Here is an 18,545-nt window from a genome sequence, read left to right as displayed (position 1 = left end):
TCTCCCCCTGATGGCAGGCAATGAAGCAATTCGGTTCAGCGGCGCGCGGCTCAGCGCGTCAGGTTCACTTTCGCGAGATCGATCAGCTCGCTGCCGCGGCCGTCCATTACCGCCCTCATCATGAAGAGGCCGAAATGCCAGGCTTCATCGAGGGTGGTCTTCGGCGGCATGATCAGTTCCTGGCGCGCGCTGACGACGTCGACGAGCGCGGGCCCGTCGTAGGCGAGCGCTTCCGCGAGCGCGCCTTCGAGCTCCTGCGGTTGCTCGACGCGGATGCCCTTCACGCCCACCGCTTCGGCCATGCGCGCGAAGTTCGGATTGACGAGGTCGCAACCGGAATCGACGAAGCCCGACGCGCGCATTTCAATTTCGACGAAGCCCAGCGTGCCGTTGTTCAGCACGATCACCTTCACCGGCAGCTCCGCCTGAACGAGCGTGATGAAGTCGCCCATCATCATCGTGAACCCGCCGTCACCGGACATCGAGACCACCTGGCGGCCGGGATACGCGGCCTGTGCGCCGATCGCATGCAGCATCGCGTTCGCCATCGAGCCGTGATTGAACGAACCGATCAGCCGGCGCCGGCCGTTGAGCTTCAGATAGCGCGCCGTCCATGCGATCGGCGTTCCGACGTCGCAGGTGAAGATCGCGTCGTCGGCCGCGAGCTGGCTCACGAGCCGCGTCACATACTGCGGATGGATCATCGTGCTCGACGGATTGCTCTCGGCGAGCGAGTCGAGATCCTTGCGCGCCTGCCGGTAATGCGCGAGCGCGCTGTCGAGATGCGCCGAATCGGTCTTTTCGTCGAGGGCGGGCAGCAACGCGGCGAGCGTGTCCTTGACCGTGCCGAGCAGGCCGAGATCGAGCGAACAGCGGTTGCCGAGCGCTTCGGGACGCACGTCGATTTGCGCGATCTTCGCGTTCTCCGGATAGAACTGCCGGTAGGGAAAATCGGTGCCGAGCAGCAGCAGCATGTCGCACGCCTTCATCGCGGCGTAGCCCGACGCGAACCCCACCATGCCCGTCATGCCGACGTCGTACGGGTTGTCGTGCTCGACGGACTCCTTGCCGCGCAGCGAGTGCACGACAGGCGCCTTCAGGCGCTTCGCGAGCTCGACCACTTCGTCGTGCGCGCCCGCGCAGCCCGCGCCACACATCAGCGTCACGCGCGATGCCGCCTGCAGCATGCCCGCGAGGCACGAGATCTCGTCGTCGGCCGGACGCAGCACGGGCGGCGTCGACGGCACCAGCCAAGGCGCAACCTCGGCAATCGTCGGCGACAGCGCGACGTCGCCCGGAATCACGACGACCGCCACGCCGCGCCGTCCGACCGCGACCCGCATCGCGCGGGTCAGGATCTGCGGCAGCTGGCCGACGTTCGACACGAGTTCCACGTAGTGGCTGCACTCCTTGAACAGGGTTTCCGGATGCGTTGCCTGAAAGTAGTCGATGCCGATCTCCGAGCTCGGAATGTGCGCGGCGATCGCAAGCACGGGCACGCCGCTGCGGTGGCAGTCGAACAGCCCGTTGATCAAGTGCAGGTTGCCCGGTCCGCAACTGCCGGCGCACACCGCCAGGCGGCCGGTGAGATGCGCTTCCGCACCGGCCGCGAAGGCGGCGCCTTCCTCGTGCCGCACGTGGATCCAGTCGATCTTGCCGGAGCGCCTGAGCGAATCGGAGATGCCGTTCAACGAGTCGCCGACGACGCCGTAAATGCGCTTCACGCCGGCGTGCGCCAAGGCATCGACCAGGTAGTCTGCTGCGGTAGTCATGATGCCTCCCGCTGGGCCGCCCCGAGGGGCGTAGCAGGGAATTCGCGGAGCACCGCTCCGCGCCTGCGCAGCCGGCCGGCTTCGCAAAGCCGGCCGTGGACGGCATCGGCCCCCTCGGGGGGCGCTTTGCATGGGACCGGAGTAAGCGCTAAAGCGCTAACTCCGGTCGACAGCGAACGGTAGTGAGCGTGGGGGTAGTTCATGATGCGTCTCCTGTGATCGCGCGTCGCTCTCAGCCCGTGTGGCGCTGCGTCAGATTGCAGGCACGTGGGCGGGCGGCCTCGGGTTGACTTCGACGATGGTGTCGCGGCTCGTCCGGGCGTGCTTTAGGATTCGCACGGTGACGTTTCGAAATTGCCCGAATCGACAGACCGAGCTTTAACCCTAGGTGGATTGAGCCTCGGCCCCCGCTGTCGATTCGATGCACGGGTAGCGCGCTTCAGCGAGAGTCGATGGATTTTGACATCACGGCGTCGCGTTCGGCCTTCAGAAGATCGATGAAGCGGGCTGCGAGGCTGTCAGGCGGCCTCCCGCCCGGCCGGATAAGCATCGTCTCAATGGGCAAACAAGGCTGAAAGGGCCGCAGCACGATGGGCAAACCGGTCAATTCGCGGGCTGGCAGCGGGTCGACAATGGCGAGTCCCAGCCCTTCGGCCACAAGGCCGCACCGCGCTGCCGTGTACTGCGCCATCAGGACAAAGCGTGGCTCAATGCCCGCGCGTGCAAATGACTCCTCGATCGCCTGCTGAAAAACCCCCGGGGCACCCGCGATCAAAGGGACGCCCACAAGATCGGACACGGCGATGGTCCGTTTGCGAGCCAACGCGTGCCGCCGCGGCAGCGCACAGACCGCGTCGACCGTGAGGAAGGATTCGCACTCGACTCCGGTGTAGCCGGAGCGCGGCCGCACGAGGCCAATGTCGCACTGCCCGGTCGACGCCCATGACCAGATCGTGTCGGGGCTTGGCACGTGAAGCGAGACACGCACTCCGGGACTAGCCAAACCTAACTGTCGGATGGCGCGCGGCACGAACCGGGAGGCTAGCGATGGCTGGCACGCCACACGCAGCAACCCGGCTCCTATTTCCCGTATCTGGCGCCCCGCCTGCCGAAGCTGATCGAGCCCGGCATAGGTCCGCTCGACTTCGCGCGAGAAGGCTTCTCCCTCCTTTGTCGGCAATGCGCTTCCATGCCCTCGTACAAATAGCGCAAAGCCAAGGTCCGCTTCGAGCTGCGCAATCGCGCGACTGACATGCGGCTGGCCGATGCCAAGCGCTTGCGCTGCTCTCGTCATCCCGCCGTGACGCATCACGGCACGAAACAGGTCGATATGGGCCGGGTTCATCATGCCTCATTTGCATGGAAACGGTGATTCCCGGCATTTGACAGCATGGACCAGCGTACCGTCAAATCGCAGTGGCGAATCCGGGAAAGGTAACGCCCATGCCCAACGTGCTCTTCTTTTCGACCCTCACCATTCTGGCCGGGGCCAGCGTGGCTGTTCAGCAGGTACTGAACGCAAGCCTGCGCGTGGCCCTGAACTCGGCCGCCTGGTCGGGCTTCGTGAGCTACTTCGTCGGGGTCGCCTGCATGGCGCTGCTCGCGCTTGCTCTGCGCGATCCCATCCCTTCGGTGGCCGTAGCGGGGCGCATCCCCTGGTGGGCATTCAGCGGTGGGCTGTTCGGCGCAATCTTCATCGCCCTTGCCATTTTCCTGATCCCCAAGCTCGGGGCTGCGACCTTTATCGTCCTGCTCGTGACCGGTCAGATGCTCGCATCGGTGACGATCGACCATTTCGGATGGTTGGGCCTCCCCGAACACCCGATTGATCTTCCTCGCCTCATTGGGACCGCACTCCTGGTCGCGGGTTGTGTCCTCATCCGGCGGTAAAAGAGCAGCATGAATCGACGCCAACATCATGACGCGCATGAGCCGTTTGACCAGGCCCGCGCACGCGCCTCGACAGGCCGCTCGCTCGACGGGGGCGCGATGGACGACGCTCAAGCACGCCCGTCCTTCATCGGCTGGTTGCCCTACATCGTCGCGGCGACCTTCTTCATGGAGTACCTCGACACCACGGTGATCGCCACGGCCCTGCCGCAGATGGCGCACTCGTTCGGCGTGGGTCCGAACAGCCTGAGTCTCGGCATGACCGCCTATATGCTGGCGCTGGCGATTTTCATTCCGGTGAGCGGCTGGGTCGCCGACCGGTGCGGTTCCCGCACGGTGTTCTTTAGCGCAATTGCCGTGTTCACGCTGGCCTCAGTGTTGTGCGGGATGTCGCAAAACGTGATGGAGTTCACCGCCGCGCGCCTGCTGCAGGGTATAGGCGGGGCGATGATGGTGCCGGTGGGCCGCCTTATCGTGGTGCGCAGCACCGAGAAAAGCCGCCTGATGCATGCCATTTCAACCATCACGTGGCCGGCGACTGTCGCGCCGGTGGTCGGGCCGCCGGTGGGCGGCTTCATCACGACCTACGCGAACTGGCGCTGGATCTTTCTGCTGAACGTGCCGTTCGGTATCGCCGTGATGGCCGTGGTCGTCGCACTGGTGCCGAACCTGCGCGGCAGCGAACGCCGGCCGCTCGACTTCGTCGGCCTGCTGCTGAGCGGCGCTACCCTCACCTCGATCCTGTACGGCGCCGAACTCGCCAGCCAGCCCGGTGAGAATCCGTGGGCGGCAGGCGCCTTCGTGGCGGCGGGGCTCGTGCTCGGCTTGGTCGCGTTCCGGCACGCGCAGCGTCATCCTCACCCGCTGATCGACGTGTCGACGCTCAAGATCCCGACCTTCGCGGTGACCATCGGGACCGGCTCGTTCACCCGCATCGGCATCAACGCGGTGCCGTATCTGATGCCGCTGCTGTTCCAGATCGGCTTCGGCCTGTCGGCATTCAAGTCGGGGCTGTTGCTCCTCGCCAGCGCGCTCGGCAACCTCGGCATGAAGGCGTTGACCACCCGCATCCTGCAACGCCACGGCTTCCGTGTGGTGTCGATAGTCGATGTCGCGGTCGCAGGCGTCTTCACGATCGCCTGCGGCCTGCTGACGCCGGAGTCGCCGCTCGCGTGGGTGCTGATCGTGGTGTTCGTCTACGGCGTGGCGCGCTCGATGCAGTTCGCGACGCTCGCCACCCTCGCCTACGCGGACGTCGCCCAGCCCCAGATGAACGCAGCCAGCACGCTTTGGAGCGCGGCGGCGCAAATGACGATCGGCCTCGGCATCGCCTTCGGCGCGGTGGCCTTGCGCGGCGCAGCGGTGTTCAACGGCGAGTTGTCCGGCCATGTCTTCACGCTGGACGACTTCCGCATGGCCTTTCTCGGCGCCGGGTTGGTCACGCTGGTGTCGATGTGGGGCTACTGGCGGATGGCGCACGACGCCGGTCAGAGCGTGCGGGGTGGCTCGCGGAGGCAGGACGCTTCCTGAGAGCGGCGCCCACTGACATGCGCCGCGGCCGCTTGACTCGTGGCAGCGCGTGAACCGTCTTGTGGAAGCGGAGATCAAGACACTCGTGGCGGAACTAGTCTTGCGGAGTGCCAAACGTATACCCCACCGGCCTGGGGGGACCTGGTCTCGCAGGTCTTTCGAGGAAGCCGACCTGCACGTGGATTCCCCGCGTGCCCTGACATCGGGCTTGCCGAATGGACACAGGCTGTTTATTCGACCGTCGGGGAACGCCGTAGTGAACCAGGTCCACACGAACATCGGCGTCTTCATGAGCGTCATGCCAGGCGCACGCATGTTCAGCACCGTCACAATGAGGAGGGAATGACCTTTTCATCTGCTACGAAGCATAAGAAAATGAAGTCAGTTTCCAAAGCAGCAGATCGGAATTCTTTTATCGCAGCAGTTCTTGCGAACGAGGACGAGGAAGGCCAATGACACGGTACGAATCACTTGCAAGCGCAATGGCTGAGGAAATTCGTTCGGGCAGCATTGCCATTGGCTCGCGTATGCCCTCCTTGCGTCAGGTGATCGCACAGCACGGCGTCAGCCAATCAACTGCATCACGGGCATACTACCTGCTCGAAGAATGGGGTCTCGTCCGGGCTCAGGAACGCTCAGGCTATTACGTCGCACCCGGCGCGGGTATCGACAGCGGGTCGCGACATCGCGCTCCCTCGCCGGCTGAAACCAGCAAGGTGGACATCAGCGACCTGGTTTTCTCGGTACTCGATGCCGCAAAACGCCCTGGAATCGTGCCGCTTGGATCCGCCTTCCCCTCACCGCACCTCTTCCCTTTGCCAAGACTTGCGAAGTCGCTCGCGCATGCCGCACGCCTCATCAGCCCATGGAGCACGGTCGTCGATTTGCCACCAGGCAACGAGCATCTGCGACGGCAGATCGCGCTTCGCTACATGGGCATGGGCATCTCGCAGCCCATGGAGGAGATCGTCGTGACAAACGGTGCTCTTGAAGCGCTGAATCTTTGTCTCACGGCCGTGACGCGTCCAGGTGACGTCGTCGCCGTGGAGTCGCCCGGCTTTTACGCAGCCCTTCAAGCGATCGAGCGCCTCGATCTGCGCGCTGTCGAGATTCCGGTCGATCCGGTAACCGGCCTCGACCTCGATGCGCTTTCCGCTGCATTGGACAAGCATCCGATCCGGGCCTGCTGGTTCATGACGAACTTCCAGAATCCCACCGGCGTCACACTTTCACTCGAGAAGAAGAAAGCGCTGGTCGAATTGCTCGCGAAACATGAAATCCCGCTGATCGAGGACGACGTCTACGGCGAGTTGCATTTCCAGGCGGAATATCCGCTACCTGCGTTGGCTTTTGATCACAAAGGCCTCGTCATGCATTGCGGATCATTTTCCAAGACCCTTGCTCCCGGCTACCGGATCGGTTGGGCCTCTGCTGGCCGCTTCACCGACCGGGTACAAAAACTAAAACTGATGACAACGTTGTCGGCCAGCATTCCGGTTCAAGCCGGCATTGCCGATTACCTTCAACACGGTGGTTATGATCGACACCTAAGAAAAGTCCGAAACGCATTGCGTGCGCAGTTGCGAGAGATGGAGACCTCGATCCGCCGATGGATGCCTCAAGGCGTGCGGAGGGCGCATCCAACCGGAGGATATTTCATCTGGCTTGAGTTCCCGGAACCCATCGATGCGATGGAACTTCACCGCCTTGCGATCGAGCGCGGTATCAGCCTTGCTCCCGGGCCGATTTTTTCAGCCACCCATGCGTTCGAGAATTGCATTCGCCTGAACTACGGGCATCCTTGGACCCCTCATATTGACGACGCGATGCGTTCCTTGGGTACGTTGCTTGTGCACCCGTCAGTGCGCCGCGCAACCTGAAACCTGGTGGGGCGACCCACACCAGAAGGCGTGCTTCAGCGACCGGCCGTCGAAGCCAATATCGCGATGCAAATTAGCAGACTAGCAAAGCACACCGCGAGTCCGACTGCGACTAGCGGCAAGAACACCGGTTTCACCGAGGCCATATCGGCCTCATGTGATGCCGCTTTTCGAACGCCGAAGAAGCTCCAGAATACGATTCGTAGCATTCTCAGAAAAATCATGGCGTACCTCGATCAGTTTAGCAGCGTGAATCCTACGGTGTGACCCCCCGATATTAGTCATCGCGCAAAGTTTCGCACAGAAGCAGCTGGCAAATATTCAAGCGGAGCAGTCGCGCTTGCAGGATCTGATTGCGTGCCCTTCCCTGTCCGGGATTGTCTGGTCGCGCCAAGATGCAGATGGCGATTTCCTCGGATCCACCGGGAAACCTGCGTCGAATGATTCCAAAAATGCCGGCATCTAACGACCGCTGCGGGCTGAGCCCCTTTCCTGTACCCCGGTAGGCAGGACCGGCCTTGCCCGGACGACAGTGATTCGGCCGCCTAAAACGTTCTTAACTGCCACCACGTTTCAGACGGTAGCTGCTTCTTGCAGCAAAGACTGCCTCACATTATTGTCGTTAGCGCATTGAAGTGCTTTTTACTCAGGTAGCCGGCATGGCGTCTGCCGCGGCAGACCTGACGGGCGGATGCCATCGTGATGACCTAAGCCCTCCACTCGACACCCTTTCGCCTGCTTTCGGGAAAGAGACGGCGACTGGCCAGGCGATGCCAAAGCCTGCTGCACCGAGGCGGCGGTCATCAGGTTGCGCCCAAGCATGCAGCTTCCGCGCCGCCGCATCATGCTCCAGATGATCAAGGCCTGAAGAGCCAGAACCGCTTTCCATATCGACCATGTACGAATACAACGAATTTGATAAGGCGTTCCTGCTGAGCCGTGCCGCGCAGTTTCGCGACCAGATCGAACGCTGGCAAGATGGCAAGCTGAGCGAAGACGAGTTCCGCCCGCTGCGCCTGCAAAACGGCTGGTATGTGCAGCGGCATGCCCCCATGCTGCGCGTCGCTGTTCCGTATGGAGAATTATCGAGCGCACAGCTTCGCGCGCTGGCGCGCGTAGCGCGAGAGTACGACGAGCCTGAGGCAGACGTCTACCGCACGGCGCTGGAAGCGCAGAGCAAACTGGGCACTGTGCACCTGCCAACGCATCACGCCCATTTCACAACACGCACCAATGTTCAGTTCAACTGGATTCCGTTGTCGAAAGCGGCCGATGTTATGGACCTGCTCGCGACAGTCAACATGCATGGCATCCAGACAAGCGGAAACTGTATCCGCAATATCTCCTGCGATGAACGCGCTGGTGTCGCACCCGACGAAATTGAGGATCCGCGTCCATTCGCCGAAATCATGCGCCAGTGGACTACGCTGCACCCTGAATTTGCATTCCTGCCTCGCAAGTTCAAGATCGCGATTTCCGGCGCCAGTGAAGACCGTGCGGCCACAGAATGGCATGACGTCGGGCTTTGCCTGCGGTACGGGCACAACGGCGAACTGGGTTTTCGCGTCACCGTCGGCGGCGGGATGGGTCGCACGCCTGTGATCGGTACGGTGCTGCGGGAATTTCTGCCCTGGCGGCACATCATGAATTACATCGAGGCGGTGGTGCGCGTATACAACCAATACGGTCGCCGAGACAACAAGTACAAAGCGCGGATCAAGATTCTCGTAAAGGCTGAGGGTCAACGCTACATCGACGAGGTCGAAGCAGAGTTTCGCCAGATTGTCGAACACGACGGCGGCCCCCACACCATTCCGCAAGCGGAACTCGACCGGGTCAGCGCGTATTTCGTTGCGCCTGCGCGCGCCGCTTCCGGTCGTCCGGTGGATCCGCAGGTGGCAGCGGCGCTGCACGCGACCGCGGCTCAGACACCCCAGCTCCAGCGCTGGCTGGAACGCAGCGTCGCGCCTCATAAGGATCCGTCGATGCGGATCGTGACGCTGTCGTTCAAGCGCCTGCTTCAGGCACCTGGCGACGCGTCGGCCGATCAGCTCGACCTCGTGGCTGATCTCGTCGACCGCTTCTCCGCCGGAGAAGCGCGCGTCACGCATACACAGAACATCGTGCTGCCGTGGGTTCACGCGAACGATCTTCTCCCACTATGGGAAGCGGCCCGCAGCGCGCGACTTGCCAGCGCCAACGTACACCTGCTAACAGACATGATCTCGTGCCCCGGAGGAGATTTTTGCGCGCTCGCCAATGCACGGTCGCTTCCGATCGCGCAGGCTATCACCGAGCGTTACCAGGACCTGGATGAACTCAATGACATCGGGGAAATCGACCTGCACATCAGCGGCTGCATCAATTCGTGTGGTCATCACCACAGCGGCCACATTGGGATTCTCGGCGTCGACAAGGACGGCCAGGAATGGTACCAGGTGACGCTCGGCGGTTCCGATGGCTCCCTGGCGAGTGGTCCTACCCAGCCGGGAAAAGTAATCGGCCCATCGTTCGCGGCGCACGAGGTCCCCGAAGTAATCGAGGCGATACTTTCAACCTATCTGGATATCCGGGCAGATTCAAGCACACGGCGCGAGTCCTTCATTCAAACGGTTCGGCGCGTTGGACCGGATCCGTTCAAGGCCGCGGCGAACAGCGCTCGCTCGATAACAGAGAAGACAGCATGACTAGCCCGACACGCATCAGACTTTTGACGTCCTTCGACCATGCGCTAGATTCCAGCGAACTCGTGTTGGTGCTCGCAAATGACATTGATCCTGTCTCATGCAAGGATGAGATCGAGAACGCCAAGCGTGTCGATCTGCACTTTCCGCAATTCACGGATGGTCGAGCGTACAGTCAGGCATACCTGATACGCCGGCGACTACGTTTCAAAGGCGACTTGCGAGCGACTGGCGATGTGCTGGCCGATCAGCTCATCCAGATGGAACGAACAGGCTTCTCCAGCGCAGTTTTGAAAGACGGTATCGACCCCGCTGACGCGCAGCGGCAACTGGACCGTTTCCCGGCGTTCTACCAAGGTGACGTTGCTCACGGAGCGCCATTTCTGCGAGCCGACTCATCTAAAAGCGAGGTGTAGTAAGAAGCTGGGCTATGAGTTGCGTGACGTGATGGCGACGCGTCGATCCGCAAGGTCATCAAGCATCAGGGCCGTCCCGGTGCGCATCGCAAAAAAATTGACGAGGTCGATCCAGCCTCCCACGTCATCCGGATCGCGTGACGCATCACGCCGGTGGCCGGATCGTTGAACAGCACACGGCCCAGATGCGGGTCGATGTGTTTCGGATTGTTCATATGAGTGCCCAAAGGATTAGTACGGTACATTCAGGCCGCCGCCGGCGAACGTGGAATGACGAAAGCCGGGGAATTCGTGGCACGAGTGTACCTCGCCCTATTTGTATATACAAATTTCTGACCGATCAAATCTCGCCGAAAGTATGAAATAGATTCCGCGGACAGACGAGAGATAGCAAGGTAGATCACGGTGTCCGGCAGTACCTCTGGATCGGCACATCGGCAAAATATGTATAGACAATGTTTAATGACGCTGCTACCTTGCGAAGTCAATGAGGCCGCTTGCGCAGCCGGTGCCCGATCAGAATCGATGGTGCGGTCGCGGCGCTGAAAGCAAGGAACGAACGAAATGAACGAGACAAATCAGACTCTTGGCGGACGGAAAGCATGGACGATTGTCGCACTCGTGTTTCTGTTCATGCTGATCAACTTCGCAGATAAGGCGGTCGTTGGCTTGTCCAGCACGGCGATCATCAAGGAACTAGGACTGACCCATGCACAGTTTGGCGCACTGGGAAGCGCTTTTTTTCTGCTGTTCTCAATTTCGGGTGTGGTAGTCGGGTTCCTGTCCAACCGTGTCTCAACCAAACGCATCATGCTGATGATGAGTGTGATATGGGCTTTGGCGCTTGTACCCATGACAGGCACCGTCAGCTTTGTTGCGCTGTTCGGCAGCCGGGTAATTCTCGGCGCCGCAGAAGGGCCGGCGTTTCCCATCGCGCTTCACGCCGTCTACAAATGGTTCGGCGACAAGCGCCGCGCCGTGCCGACCAGCGTTGTTGCATCCGGCGCCGCGTTCGGAGCCGGCGTGGTCGCGCCGCTCATCACGTGGATCATCGTGCATTACAGTTGGCATGCCGCCTTTGCCGCGCTGGCCGTGTCTGGTCTGGCCTGGGCCATCGTCTGGACGGCTGTCGGGCAGGACGGGCCCGTAGGCAACGCGATACCAGACGGCGTGCAGCCCGCCCGCATTCCGTACCGCTATCTGATTCTGAGCCGTACCGCGCTGGGCGTGTACATCGCAGGATTCGCCGCATACTGGATGATTGCGCTTAACATCGTCTGGCTCGCCAACTACCTGATCAAGGCTGTTCACCTCGCCCCCTCGACGGCGGCCTGGGTGATTGCCCTCCCCTCGGTCATGCAGATCGTGCTGGCCCCCGGCTTCGCATTCATATCGCAACAGCTCACAAAGAATGGGTATTCGAGCCGCCTTGCACGGGGTGCGTTCGGCTGCGCGTGCGTGGTCGGCGCCGGCGCGGCGCTAGCCTTTGTACCCATGTTGCCCCTTGGCCCATTGAAGATTTTTCTGATTGGCCTCGCCTTCTCGATAGGCAGCGTTATCTTCACGCTCGGTTCGACGCTGATCGGAGAGATCTGTCCTTCCTCGCAGCGCGGCGCACTGCTGGGCATTACCAACTCGGTTCACACCCTCGCCGGCCTGATCGCGCCCGTCGCTATGGGCCTGATTGTCGACGTGGGCACGGACCCCGTCGACGGTTTCCGCACCGGATATCTTTATGCGGGTCTGCTCGTCATCGCTCTCGGTATAGTGGCGGCCCTGCTGATTCATCCGGAAGCCGATCTGCGCCGCTTTCGCCGACGCGGCATTGCGCCAGCATCGCCGGGCGAAACGATGTCGCCCGCGCACACCCAATCGCATATGTCCGCACCGCCGCCTCAAGGCGGGCTGTCGGATTAGACATCTTTTTTTTCAGGAGACCTTCTATGCAATCAATCCACTTCACCTATCTGAACCGTCTGGACGTCGAACGACTGGACTTGACGGACGCGGAGATTCTGGCTGCCGTGGAATCGGCGCTGGCCGCCCAGGGCAATCGCCAAACCGTGATCGAACCACGTGTCCATCTGATTCCGAAGGATTCGGCAGAAGGACACTTCAACGTCCTGCGCGGGGTCATTCACCCACTCGGCCTCGCGGGCGTGAAAGTCGTTGGCGATTTCGTCAACAACTATCATCGCGGCTTGCCTTCGGAGCTAGCCGTGCTTAATCTCTTCGATCCCGAGACGGGAGCCCCGAAGGCCATCCTCGATGCAACATCGATCACCGACATGCGCACCGGCGCGATGACCGCACTGGGAGCCAAATATCTGGCCCGCAAAGGCAGCAAGGTGCTTGCGCACATCGGTGCGCGCGGCACGTCCTACTGGAACGTACGATTGCTCGACCATCTGTTCGACTTCGACGAAATCCGCGTGCATTCGCGGCGCGAGGAAAGCCGCAATGCGTTCGCCCAGCGGCTGTCTCACGATCTCGGCAAGCCAGTCCGCGTCACTGAGGACTGGGAGTCCTGCGTATGCGGCGCAGACATTGTGGTAGAAGCGTCGCGCCTGCCAAAGCCGGAACCGCTGCTAAAAACCGAGTGGATCAAGCGCGGAGCGCTAGTGATGCCCTATGGCACGATGAGCGCCGTCGAGCTCTCGCTGACGGATATCATGAACAAGATGGTGGTTGACGATTGGGGACAATGCCGCAAGGGTCTGCCATTCGGCGCACTCAGGCAGCACGTCGACAGCGACCGCCTTTCGGAAGAAACGCTACATGCGGAGCTTGGCGAGATCGTGGCAGGCAAGAAGGCCGGCCGCCAGAACGACGACGAGACGATCCTGTTCTGGCATCGCGGCCTGAGTCTCAGCGACATCGGGCTTGGTCACGCGATGCTCGAGAAAGCCAAGCGCCTCGGTATCGGACAATCGTTGCAGTTCGCCTGACATACGCGCCCGGGCCGACCTCGTATAGTCAAGAACCGGCATCGTACGAGGCTGTCGCCGCCGCCAACCGGCGCGGCAGCCTCCGCGGTTCTCCATGGCTATACAATAGGCGGCTACACATCATGCTCTACTGAATATGGAAAAGACCCTCCCGACCTCGACTCCCGCTTACCAGCAACTGAAAACGCACGTATTGAAGATGATAGAGACGGAAGAGTGGCGCCGCGGCGACATGATTCCGACGGAGGAGTTGCTTGCGAAGGAGTTCGGTCTTTCACGCATGACCGTCAATCGCGCGCTTCGCGAACTGGTAACCGAACGCGTCCTGACACGCGTAAGGGGCTGTGGAACCTTCGTCGCCGACACCCGCTATGAGTCCACGCTCATCGAAATCCGCAGCATCTCGGAGGAGATCAATAGCCGCGGCGACAGACATACCAGCAAACTGCTACTGCTCGAGGCCACGCATGATCCTCTCGTCGTGCAAACCCTCGAACTGTCGACGAACGATCCGGCGTTTCACTCGCGCATTGTCCATTTCGAGAACGGCGTGCCGATCCAGCTCGAAGATCGCTACGTGAACGGACTGGTGTTTCCAGAATACCTCACTCAGGACTTCGAAGCGCAAACGCCAAACCAGTACATGACGAACGTCGCTCCTGCCCAGGGCGTACAGTACTGGGTGACTGCACGTCAGGCGCCATCTGCCGTGCGTCAGGTGCTGAAGATGGCAATCGGCGAACCGTGTCTCGTGCTGCACCGGCGCACCAGGGCGAGAGGTCAAGTCGCCACCGACGTCATGCTTTGGCATCCAGCGAGCCGTTACCAGTTGAGCGGGCAGTTTTGACCCATCTTGCGGGTTCAGCTTGACAGCCGTAGAGCTCACTCAGCATCAACCCGCGCGTGACGACGCACCCAACACGCTTCCTGTTTTAGCTAGCGGCCCCTTGTCTCAGTGGCCCGCCCGCCGTATTTCTACGCCCCTTCCCGAACGCGGTCCCTAAGCGGCCGGCGATGCCGTCGTGAACCAGCGCCTTCATGCGATTGGCGCGGCGATTGGCGAACAGATAAGCGTGGTGCGGACGGGCAGCGTCGAACACCTTGACCACCCGTGCCAGCGCTGTATCGAAACCGGCCCGCATGTCCGGCGGATCGACCGCCAGCCCCACCTTATCGATGCGGATCACCTAAGCCGCTCGCGCAGCCACGCCGCACATGCAGTTGCTTCTGCGGTCGGCCAACTGACCGCAATCGATTGCTCGAGCCTTGGCACGCAGCAACCACCTAGGCCTTGAATTCGCCGCTGTAACGGCGGCGTCGACGACGACGTCCAACCGGTGCTCGCCCCTCGATCGTGTTAGTTTGCATACCTATTTAATAAGCGGACACGATACTCTCAAGCTCTTTGCGCCCGTTCAAGACAGGCTGCCCGTATGCTTACCGCGCTCCGCCGATTTCCATCTCGCCTTGCCGCATGCCTGCCCCGTACAGCCCGTGAAGCGATTGACCTGCCGCGCGCCAACACCTTCTCCCCCGCCCCGGCTCGGGGCGCATCCAGTACCGAATTCAAACGCTGATGCCCAAACGTGTTGCATTTGTATTTACATTATTTCGCAACACCGCGCACGACCTCACATAGCGAAAGCTTTTCGCAAGACATTTTTCGTGAGAATGGCTACAGAAAAGGCTCAGCGAGAATGTGCGGCTAATTCTCCTAAGCATTTCACGAAAAATTATTTTTAAACTGTTGCAAGAATATGTATATACGAATAGGCTATCACGTCGGCGCCGGAATGTCGCCCGAGAGCGCGCAAGGCAGCGAAGCGCGGTGACCAACGAAAGCTTCATAAAAGCTGGAAAATATCCATGAGGAATCCTGTCAGAAAGATCATTGGCGCCATATTGTTGTTGCCGGCGCTGACAAGTCATGCCGCCGTCGTTCTGGACGGCAGAACAACGACGCCTGAAATGATCGCCAGAATCGCAGACGGCGAGTCGGTGATCGTCCCGCCCGAAGCGCTGCAGCGCGTGACGCAAGGCCACGAACTGGTGCTTGAGGCCGCCATGCAGGGTCAGCGCATCTACGGTCTCACAGTGGGCGTCGGCCTTAACAAGGACCGTCAGATGGTCGACGCTCAAGGCCAACTTACGCCTGAGGTCATCGCCGCTTCGACACGCTTTAACGCAGCGCTCCTTCATGCCCACTCTGCTGGAGTCGGACCGGACATGGATACGCGTACAGCTCGGGCAGTATTGGCGACGCGCTTGAATCAGATTCTGGTCGGTGCTTCAGGCGTTCAACCCGCCGTAGCCAACAAGTACGTCCAGTTCCTCAATACGGACATTACACCCGCCATGCCTGCGGAAGGCTCGATCGGCGAAGCTGACATAACGATCCTCAGCCACGTCGGACTGACCATGATGGGGGAAGGAGAGGTGTACTACAAGGGCGAGAAGGTCCCGACAGCCCAGGCGTTGAAGGAGGCCGGCATCAAGCCCATCCAGCCGTGGGGCAAGGACGCGCTTGGGATGCTCAGCTCAAACGCGTATTCCACGGGCATGGCGGCACTGGCTCTGGTCGACCTCAAGCAGCTTGCACACGTCGAAAAGCTTGTGTTCGCCATGAGCCTGCAAGGTCTGAACGGCAACGTATCGCCGTTTCTCGAGGATTCCCTTGCCCTGCACCCCTACCCTGAAGTAGTCAGCGCAGGCGCGCAACTGCGCTCGATCCTCGCCGGCAGCAGTCTTTGGCAACGTGACGACGAACGTGCCCTGCAAGATCCGCTAAGTTACCGGGACGCCCCGTATCTGCTTGGTGAGATCGACAAGAGCTACAGCGAAGACGAGCGACTGATCGAGCTGCAGTTGAACTCGTCGGACGACAACCCGGGCGTGGATGTCGGTGTCAAGCCGAAAAGCGACCTCTGGCAGGCGCGGCGCAGCTACCTTGAGGGCAAGAATGTTTATGGCGCCGTGCTGCCAAACGCCAACTTCGAGCCCTGGCCGTTCGTGCTGGCGTTCGAACAGACAGGTATCGCGCTCGCACACGGTTCACTTGCCTCTGCTGAGCGCATCATCAAGCTCAACGACCCGCACTTCACGCACCTAAGCCGCTTCCTCGGCACGGATCATACGCTGCACGCGTTCGGTGCAATGGAGAAGCCGCCCCTCGCACTGGCTGAAGCGAATAAGGCGCTCGCGATGCCGGTTTCAATGGACTTCCTGCCTGCCGCCGGCGACATAGAAGACATCGCCACCAATGCTCCAGAGGTGATCCGGCACGTGCGGACCGAGATCGACAACTCCTTTCAGTTGACAGGTATCGAACTGATCTCAGCTGCGCAGGCGGTTCAGTTGCGCCAGCAGAAAGGCACTGGTTTTACGTTGTCGCCGCAAACGCAGGCGTTGCTCGATGCACTGCGCAAGACAGTCCCGTTCCGTGATTCGGACCTGCCCTTTACACCGGAGTTTCGGGCCGCCGCGACCCTGCTTCAACATTACCCGGGCTGATCCACGCAATATGCCCGTTGCCCCGCAGTTCATGAAGCCGGGGCAGCGGCGCACGTATCGTGCGCTTTCGGTTATTCCATCACTATAGATCGAAGCCGTTCCTTCGCGCGACGACAGGTTCCGGGCAGTTGCGCCGGAATACAGTTTCATTACGTTATTTTCAATAATATATTTAGGATCACTAAGATGAAGAAGATGTGGTTAGCGGCGGCCATCGCTGCATTCGGACCCGTTGCGGCTCACGCGCAAAGCAGCGTCACGCTATATGGCATCCTGGATGAGGGCATTGAACTCAACACCAACGCGACACATATAGTCAATGGCGTGAATGTCGGGGGCCGCAGAGTCTACCTGGACTCGATCGACGGCCAGAACGGCAGCCGCTGGGGGATACGCGGATCGGAAGATCTTGGCGACGGCCTCAAAGCCATTTTCGACATTCAAGGCGGCATCAACATCAATACCGGCGCGTTCGCGCAAGGGGGCACTCCGTTCGGCCGCACCACCTACGTCGGGTTGAGCAGCAAGAGCTACGGCACGCTGACGCTCGGCCGGCAGTACGATCTGGTCGTTGCCTATGTCCAGCCCGTGACCAGCACGGGCTATATCGGCGGATCGACGACTTTCGGGCACCCTGTCGATCTTGACAATCTCGTCAACACGCTGCGCGTGAACAACAGCATCAAATATGTGAGCCCTAATTTCAACGGCTTTAACTTCGGCGCCGAAGCGAGTCTGGGCGGACAGCCGGGCAACATCACGGGCGGCAGCGGCTACTCGTTCGGCGCTTCATACGCGCGCGGTCCGCTGACACTCGGTGCCGGGTACAACTTCTTCAAGAACCCAACCGGACCTAGCGCAGGAACCGGGTTGTTCACTGATAACACAAGCGGTGCCACCTCGTTGAGCGGAGCGCTGAACAGCAACTATGTGACGGCCAGTTCGTATCAGGTCGCCGCTGTCGGCGGCACCTATGCGATCGGTCCGGCTGTGATTGGCCTGACTTACAGCAACACCCAGTATGGGAATGTAGCCGCGCTCGCCAGCGCTTCGCCGAAGTTCAACAATATCGAAACCGGACTGCGCTGGAATTTCTCCCCGGCATTCTTCGCCGGCATCGCCTACAACTACACGACGAGCACAGGCGTCCGGGTACACGGCAACACCCTGGGTAACCAGCACTACAACCAGGTGTCCGTACTGGCCGACTATTTCCTGTCAAAGCGAACCGATGTGTATTTCACCGGCGCCTTCCAGAAGGCGTCAGGTATAAGCTCAACAGGCAGCGAGGCCGTGGCGAATATCGGCGGCTATGGTGACTCCTCGAACGAGCGCCAGGCAATTTTGCGTTTCGCCTTTCGGCACCGGTTCTGATACGTCGCGCCGGAAAGAAACGACATTTGCCGTCACCCTCCCCATGGCCGTGCTTTCGCGTCAGGCGATCATGGGGCGGCCCGGACCAGGCGCTGCGCGCCTCGCTGAAGCGTCGTCAATTTAAATCCGCTCCGATTTTTCCCAGGCGCCCACACCGGGACGCAGGTCATCGGCAACGAAGATGCGTACCACCTTATTTGCCGACACCCGGCGGTCAGTCTTCGCTTAGCAGTGTTGGTATTCGCTTCTCGATAGCAGGCCGCAGTCAACCGATTCGGAGAGTGCGCCGATCGATACTAAGGTGGCACTGTCGACTTGCGGTTCGACGCGATTACCCCGATTACGGTTCGACGCTCATCGAAGCATTCGCTGGTCGACTGACAGAGGGAATAAAAATCTTCCAGAGGCAGCAGTCTTGCCTATACGGATGGACTCGCCGAAGCTAGCACATGACCCGACCTCGGACCGCCTCGATCCTGGACGAATCATGCGCTGCCTTCGCGTGCCGCTAGGCTTAATCGCTGCCCTTCGGCGCCGTGTC

At 60.8% G+C, this 18,545-nt stretch carries 14 protein-coding genes; 10 read left to right on the top strand and 4 right to left on the bottom strand.

Annotation, left to right across the window (positions count from 1 at the left end; genetic code table 11):
- Positions 1–50: 50 nt before the first annotated feature.
- Both poxB and J3489_RS21410 read right to left on the bottom strand, forming a co-directional pair.
- A complete protein-coding gene (gene poxB / locus J3489_RS21415; protein ID WP_207001410.1) occupies positions 51–1,772 on the bottom strand; it encodes a ubiquinone-dependent pyruvate dehydrogenase in 1,722 nt (573 codons plus the stop codon).
- 439 nt (positions 1,773–2,211) lie between these two features.
- Positions 2,212–3,120, bottom strand: coding sequence for a LysR family transcriptional regulator (locus J3489_RS21410; RefSeq protein ID WP_207001408.1), 909 nt, complete (start codon positions 3,118–3,120; stop codon positions 2,212–2,214).
- Between the two features lie 95 nt (positions 3,121–3,215).
- Between J3489_RS21410 and J3489_RS21405 the strand changes: the two genes are divergently transcribed.
- The 3 genes from J3489_RS21405 (at position 3,216) to J3489_RS21395 (ending at position 7,072) form a co-directional block, all read left to right on the top strand.
- Complete coding sequence (locus J3489_RS21405) at positions 3,216–3,662, top strand: DMT family transporter (RefSeq protein WP_207001406.1); 447 nt, start codon at positions 3,216–3,218, stop codon at positions 3,660–3,662.
- A 99-nt stretch (positions 3,663–3,761) separates the two neighbouring features.
- The gene (locus J3489_RS21400; protein WP_207001560.1) at positions 3,762–5,192 is read left to right on the top strand and encodes an MFS transporter; all 1,431 of its coding nucleotides are present in this window, start codon (positions 3,762–3,764) and stop codon (positions 5,190–5,192) included.
- Between the two features lie 452 nt (positions 5,193–5,644).
- Entirely contained in the window at positions 5,645–7,072 is a 1,428-nt protein-coding gene (locus tag J3489_RS21395; RefSeq protein ID WP_207001404.1) for an aminotransferase-like domain-containing protein, read from the top strand.
- A gap of 35 nt (positions 7,073–7,107) precedes the next feature.
- Here the strand turns inward: J3489_RS21395 and J3489_RS21390 are convergent, their stop codons facing one another.
- The gene (locus J3489_RS21390) at positions 7,108–7,296 is read right to left on the bottom strand and encodes a DUF2970 domain-containing protein (RefSeq protein WP_207001402.1); all 189 of its coding nucleotides are present in this window, start codon (positions 7,294–7,296) and stop codon (positions 7,108–7,110) included.
- A 672-nt stretch (positions 7,297–7,968) separates the two neighbouring features.
- Here J3489_RS21390 and J3489_RS21385 point away from each other — a divergent pair.
- The 5 genes from J3489_RS21385 to hutC all read left to right on the top strand — a co-directional run bounded on the left by J3489_RS21385 (position 7,969) and on the right by hutC (position 13,967).
- Positions 7,969–9,759 carry a nitrite/sulfite reductase gene (locus tag J3489_RS21385; protein WP_207001400.1) on the top strand — a complete coding sequence of 597 codons (1,791 nt, stop codon included), beginning with the start codon at positions 7,969–7,971 and terminating at the stop codon, positions 9,757–9,759.
- Positions 9,756–10,172: a DUF934 domain-containing protein gene (locus tag J3489_RS21380; protein ID WP_207001398.1), complete on the top strand. Its 417-nt coding sequence runs from the start codon at positions 9,756–9,758 to the stop codon at positions 10,170–10,172. The genes J3489_RS21385 and J3489_RS21380 overlap by 4 nt, the downstream gene beginning before the upstream one ends.
- A gap of 564 nt (positions 10,173–10,736) precedes the next feature.
- On the top strand, positions 10,737–12,089 hold the full coding sequence (locus tag J3489_RS21375) for an MFS transporter (RefSeq protein WP_242540186.1): 1,353 nt from the start codon (positions 10,737–10,739) through the stop codon (positions 12,087–12,089).
- A gap of 26 nt (positions 12,090–12,115) precedes the next feature.
- Entirely contained in the window at positions 12,116–13,120 is a 1,005-nt protein-coding gene (locus J3489_RS21370; RefSeq protein WP_207001396.1) for an ornithine cyclodeaminase family protein, read from the top strand.
- A 136-nt stretch (positions 13,121–13,256) separates the two neighbouring features.
- The gene (gene hutC, locus J3489_RS21365; protein ID WP_207001394.1) at positions 13,257–13,967 is read left to right on the top strand and encodes a histidine utilization transcriptional repressor HutC; all 711 of its coding nucleotides are present in this window, start codon (positions 13,257–13,259) and stop codon (positions 13,965–13,967) included.
- Between the two features lie 85 nt (positions 13,968–14,052).
- Here the strand turns inward: hutC and tnpB are convergent, their stop codons facing one another.
- Positions 14,053–14,307 carry an IS66 family insertion sequence element accessory protein TnpB gene (gene tnpB / locus J3489_RS21360; RefSeq protein ID WP_207001392.1) on the bottom strand — a complete coding sequence of 85 codons (255 nt, stop codon included), beginning with the start codon at positions 14,305–14,307 and terminating at the stop codon, positions 14,053–14,055.
- Positions 14,308–14,986: 679 nt separating this feature from the next.
- Here tnpB and J3489_RS21355 point away from each other — a divergent pair.
- Both J3489_RS21355 and J3489_RS21350 read left to right on the top strand, forming a co-directional pair.
- Positions 14,987–16,630: an HAL/PAL/TAL family ammonia-lyase gene (locus tag J3489_RS21355; RefSeq protein ID WP_207001390.1), complete on the top strand. Its 1,644-nt coding sequence runs from the start codon at positions 14,987–14,989 to the stop codon at positions 16,628–16,630.
- 186 nt (positions 16,631–16,816) lie between these two features.
- Positions 16,817–18,004 (top strand): porin, encoded by a 1,188-nt coding sequence (locus J3489_RS21350; protein ID WP_207001388.1) that lies wholly within the window; start codon positions 16,817–16,819, stop codon positions 18,002–18,004.
- Positions 18,005–18,545 lie beyond the last annotated feature (541 nt).

Source organism: Trinickia mobilis (assembly GCF_017315705.1).
Lineage (GTDB): Bacteria > Pseudomonadota > Gammaproteobacteria > Burkholderiales > Burkholderiaceae > Trinickia_A > Trinickia_A mobilis.
This window is presented reverse-complemented; position numbering and strand designations above follow the sequence as displayed.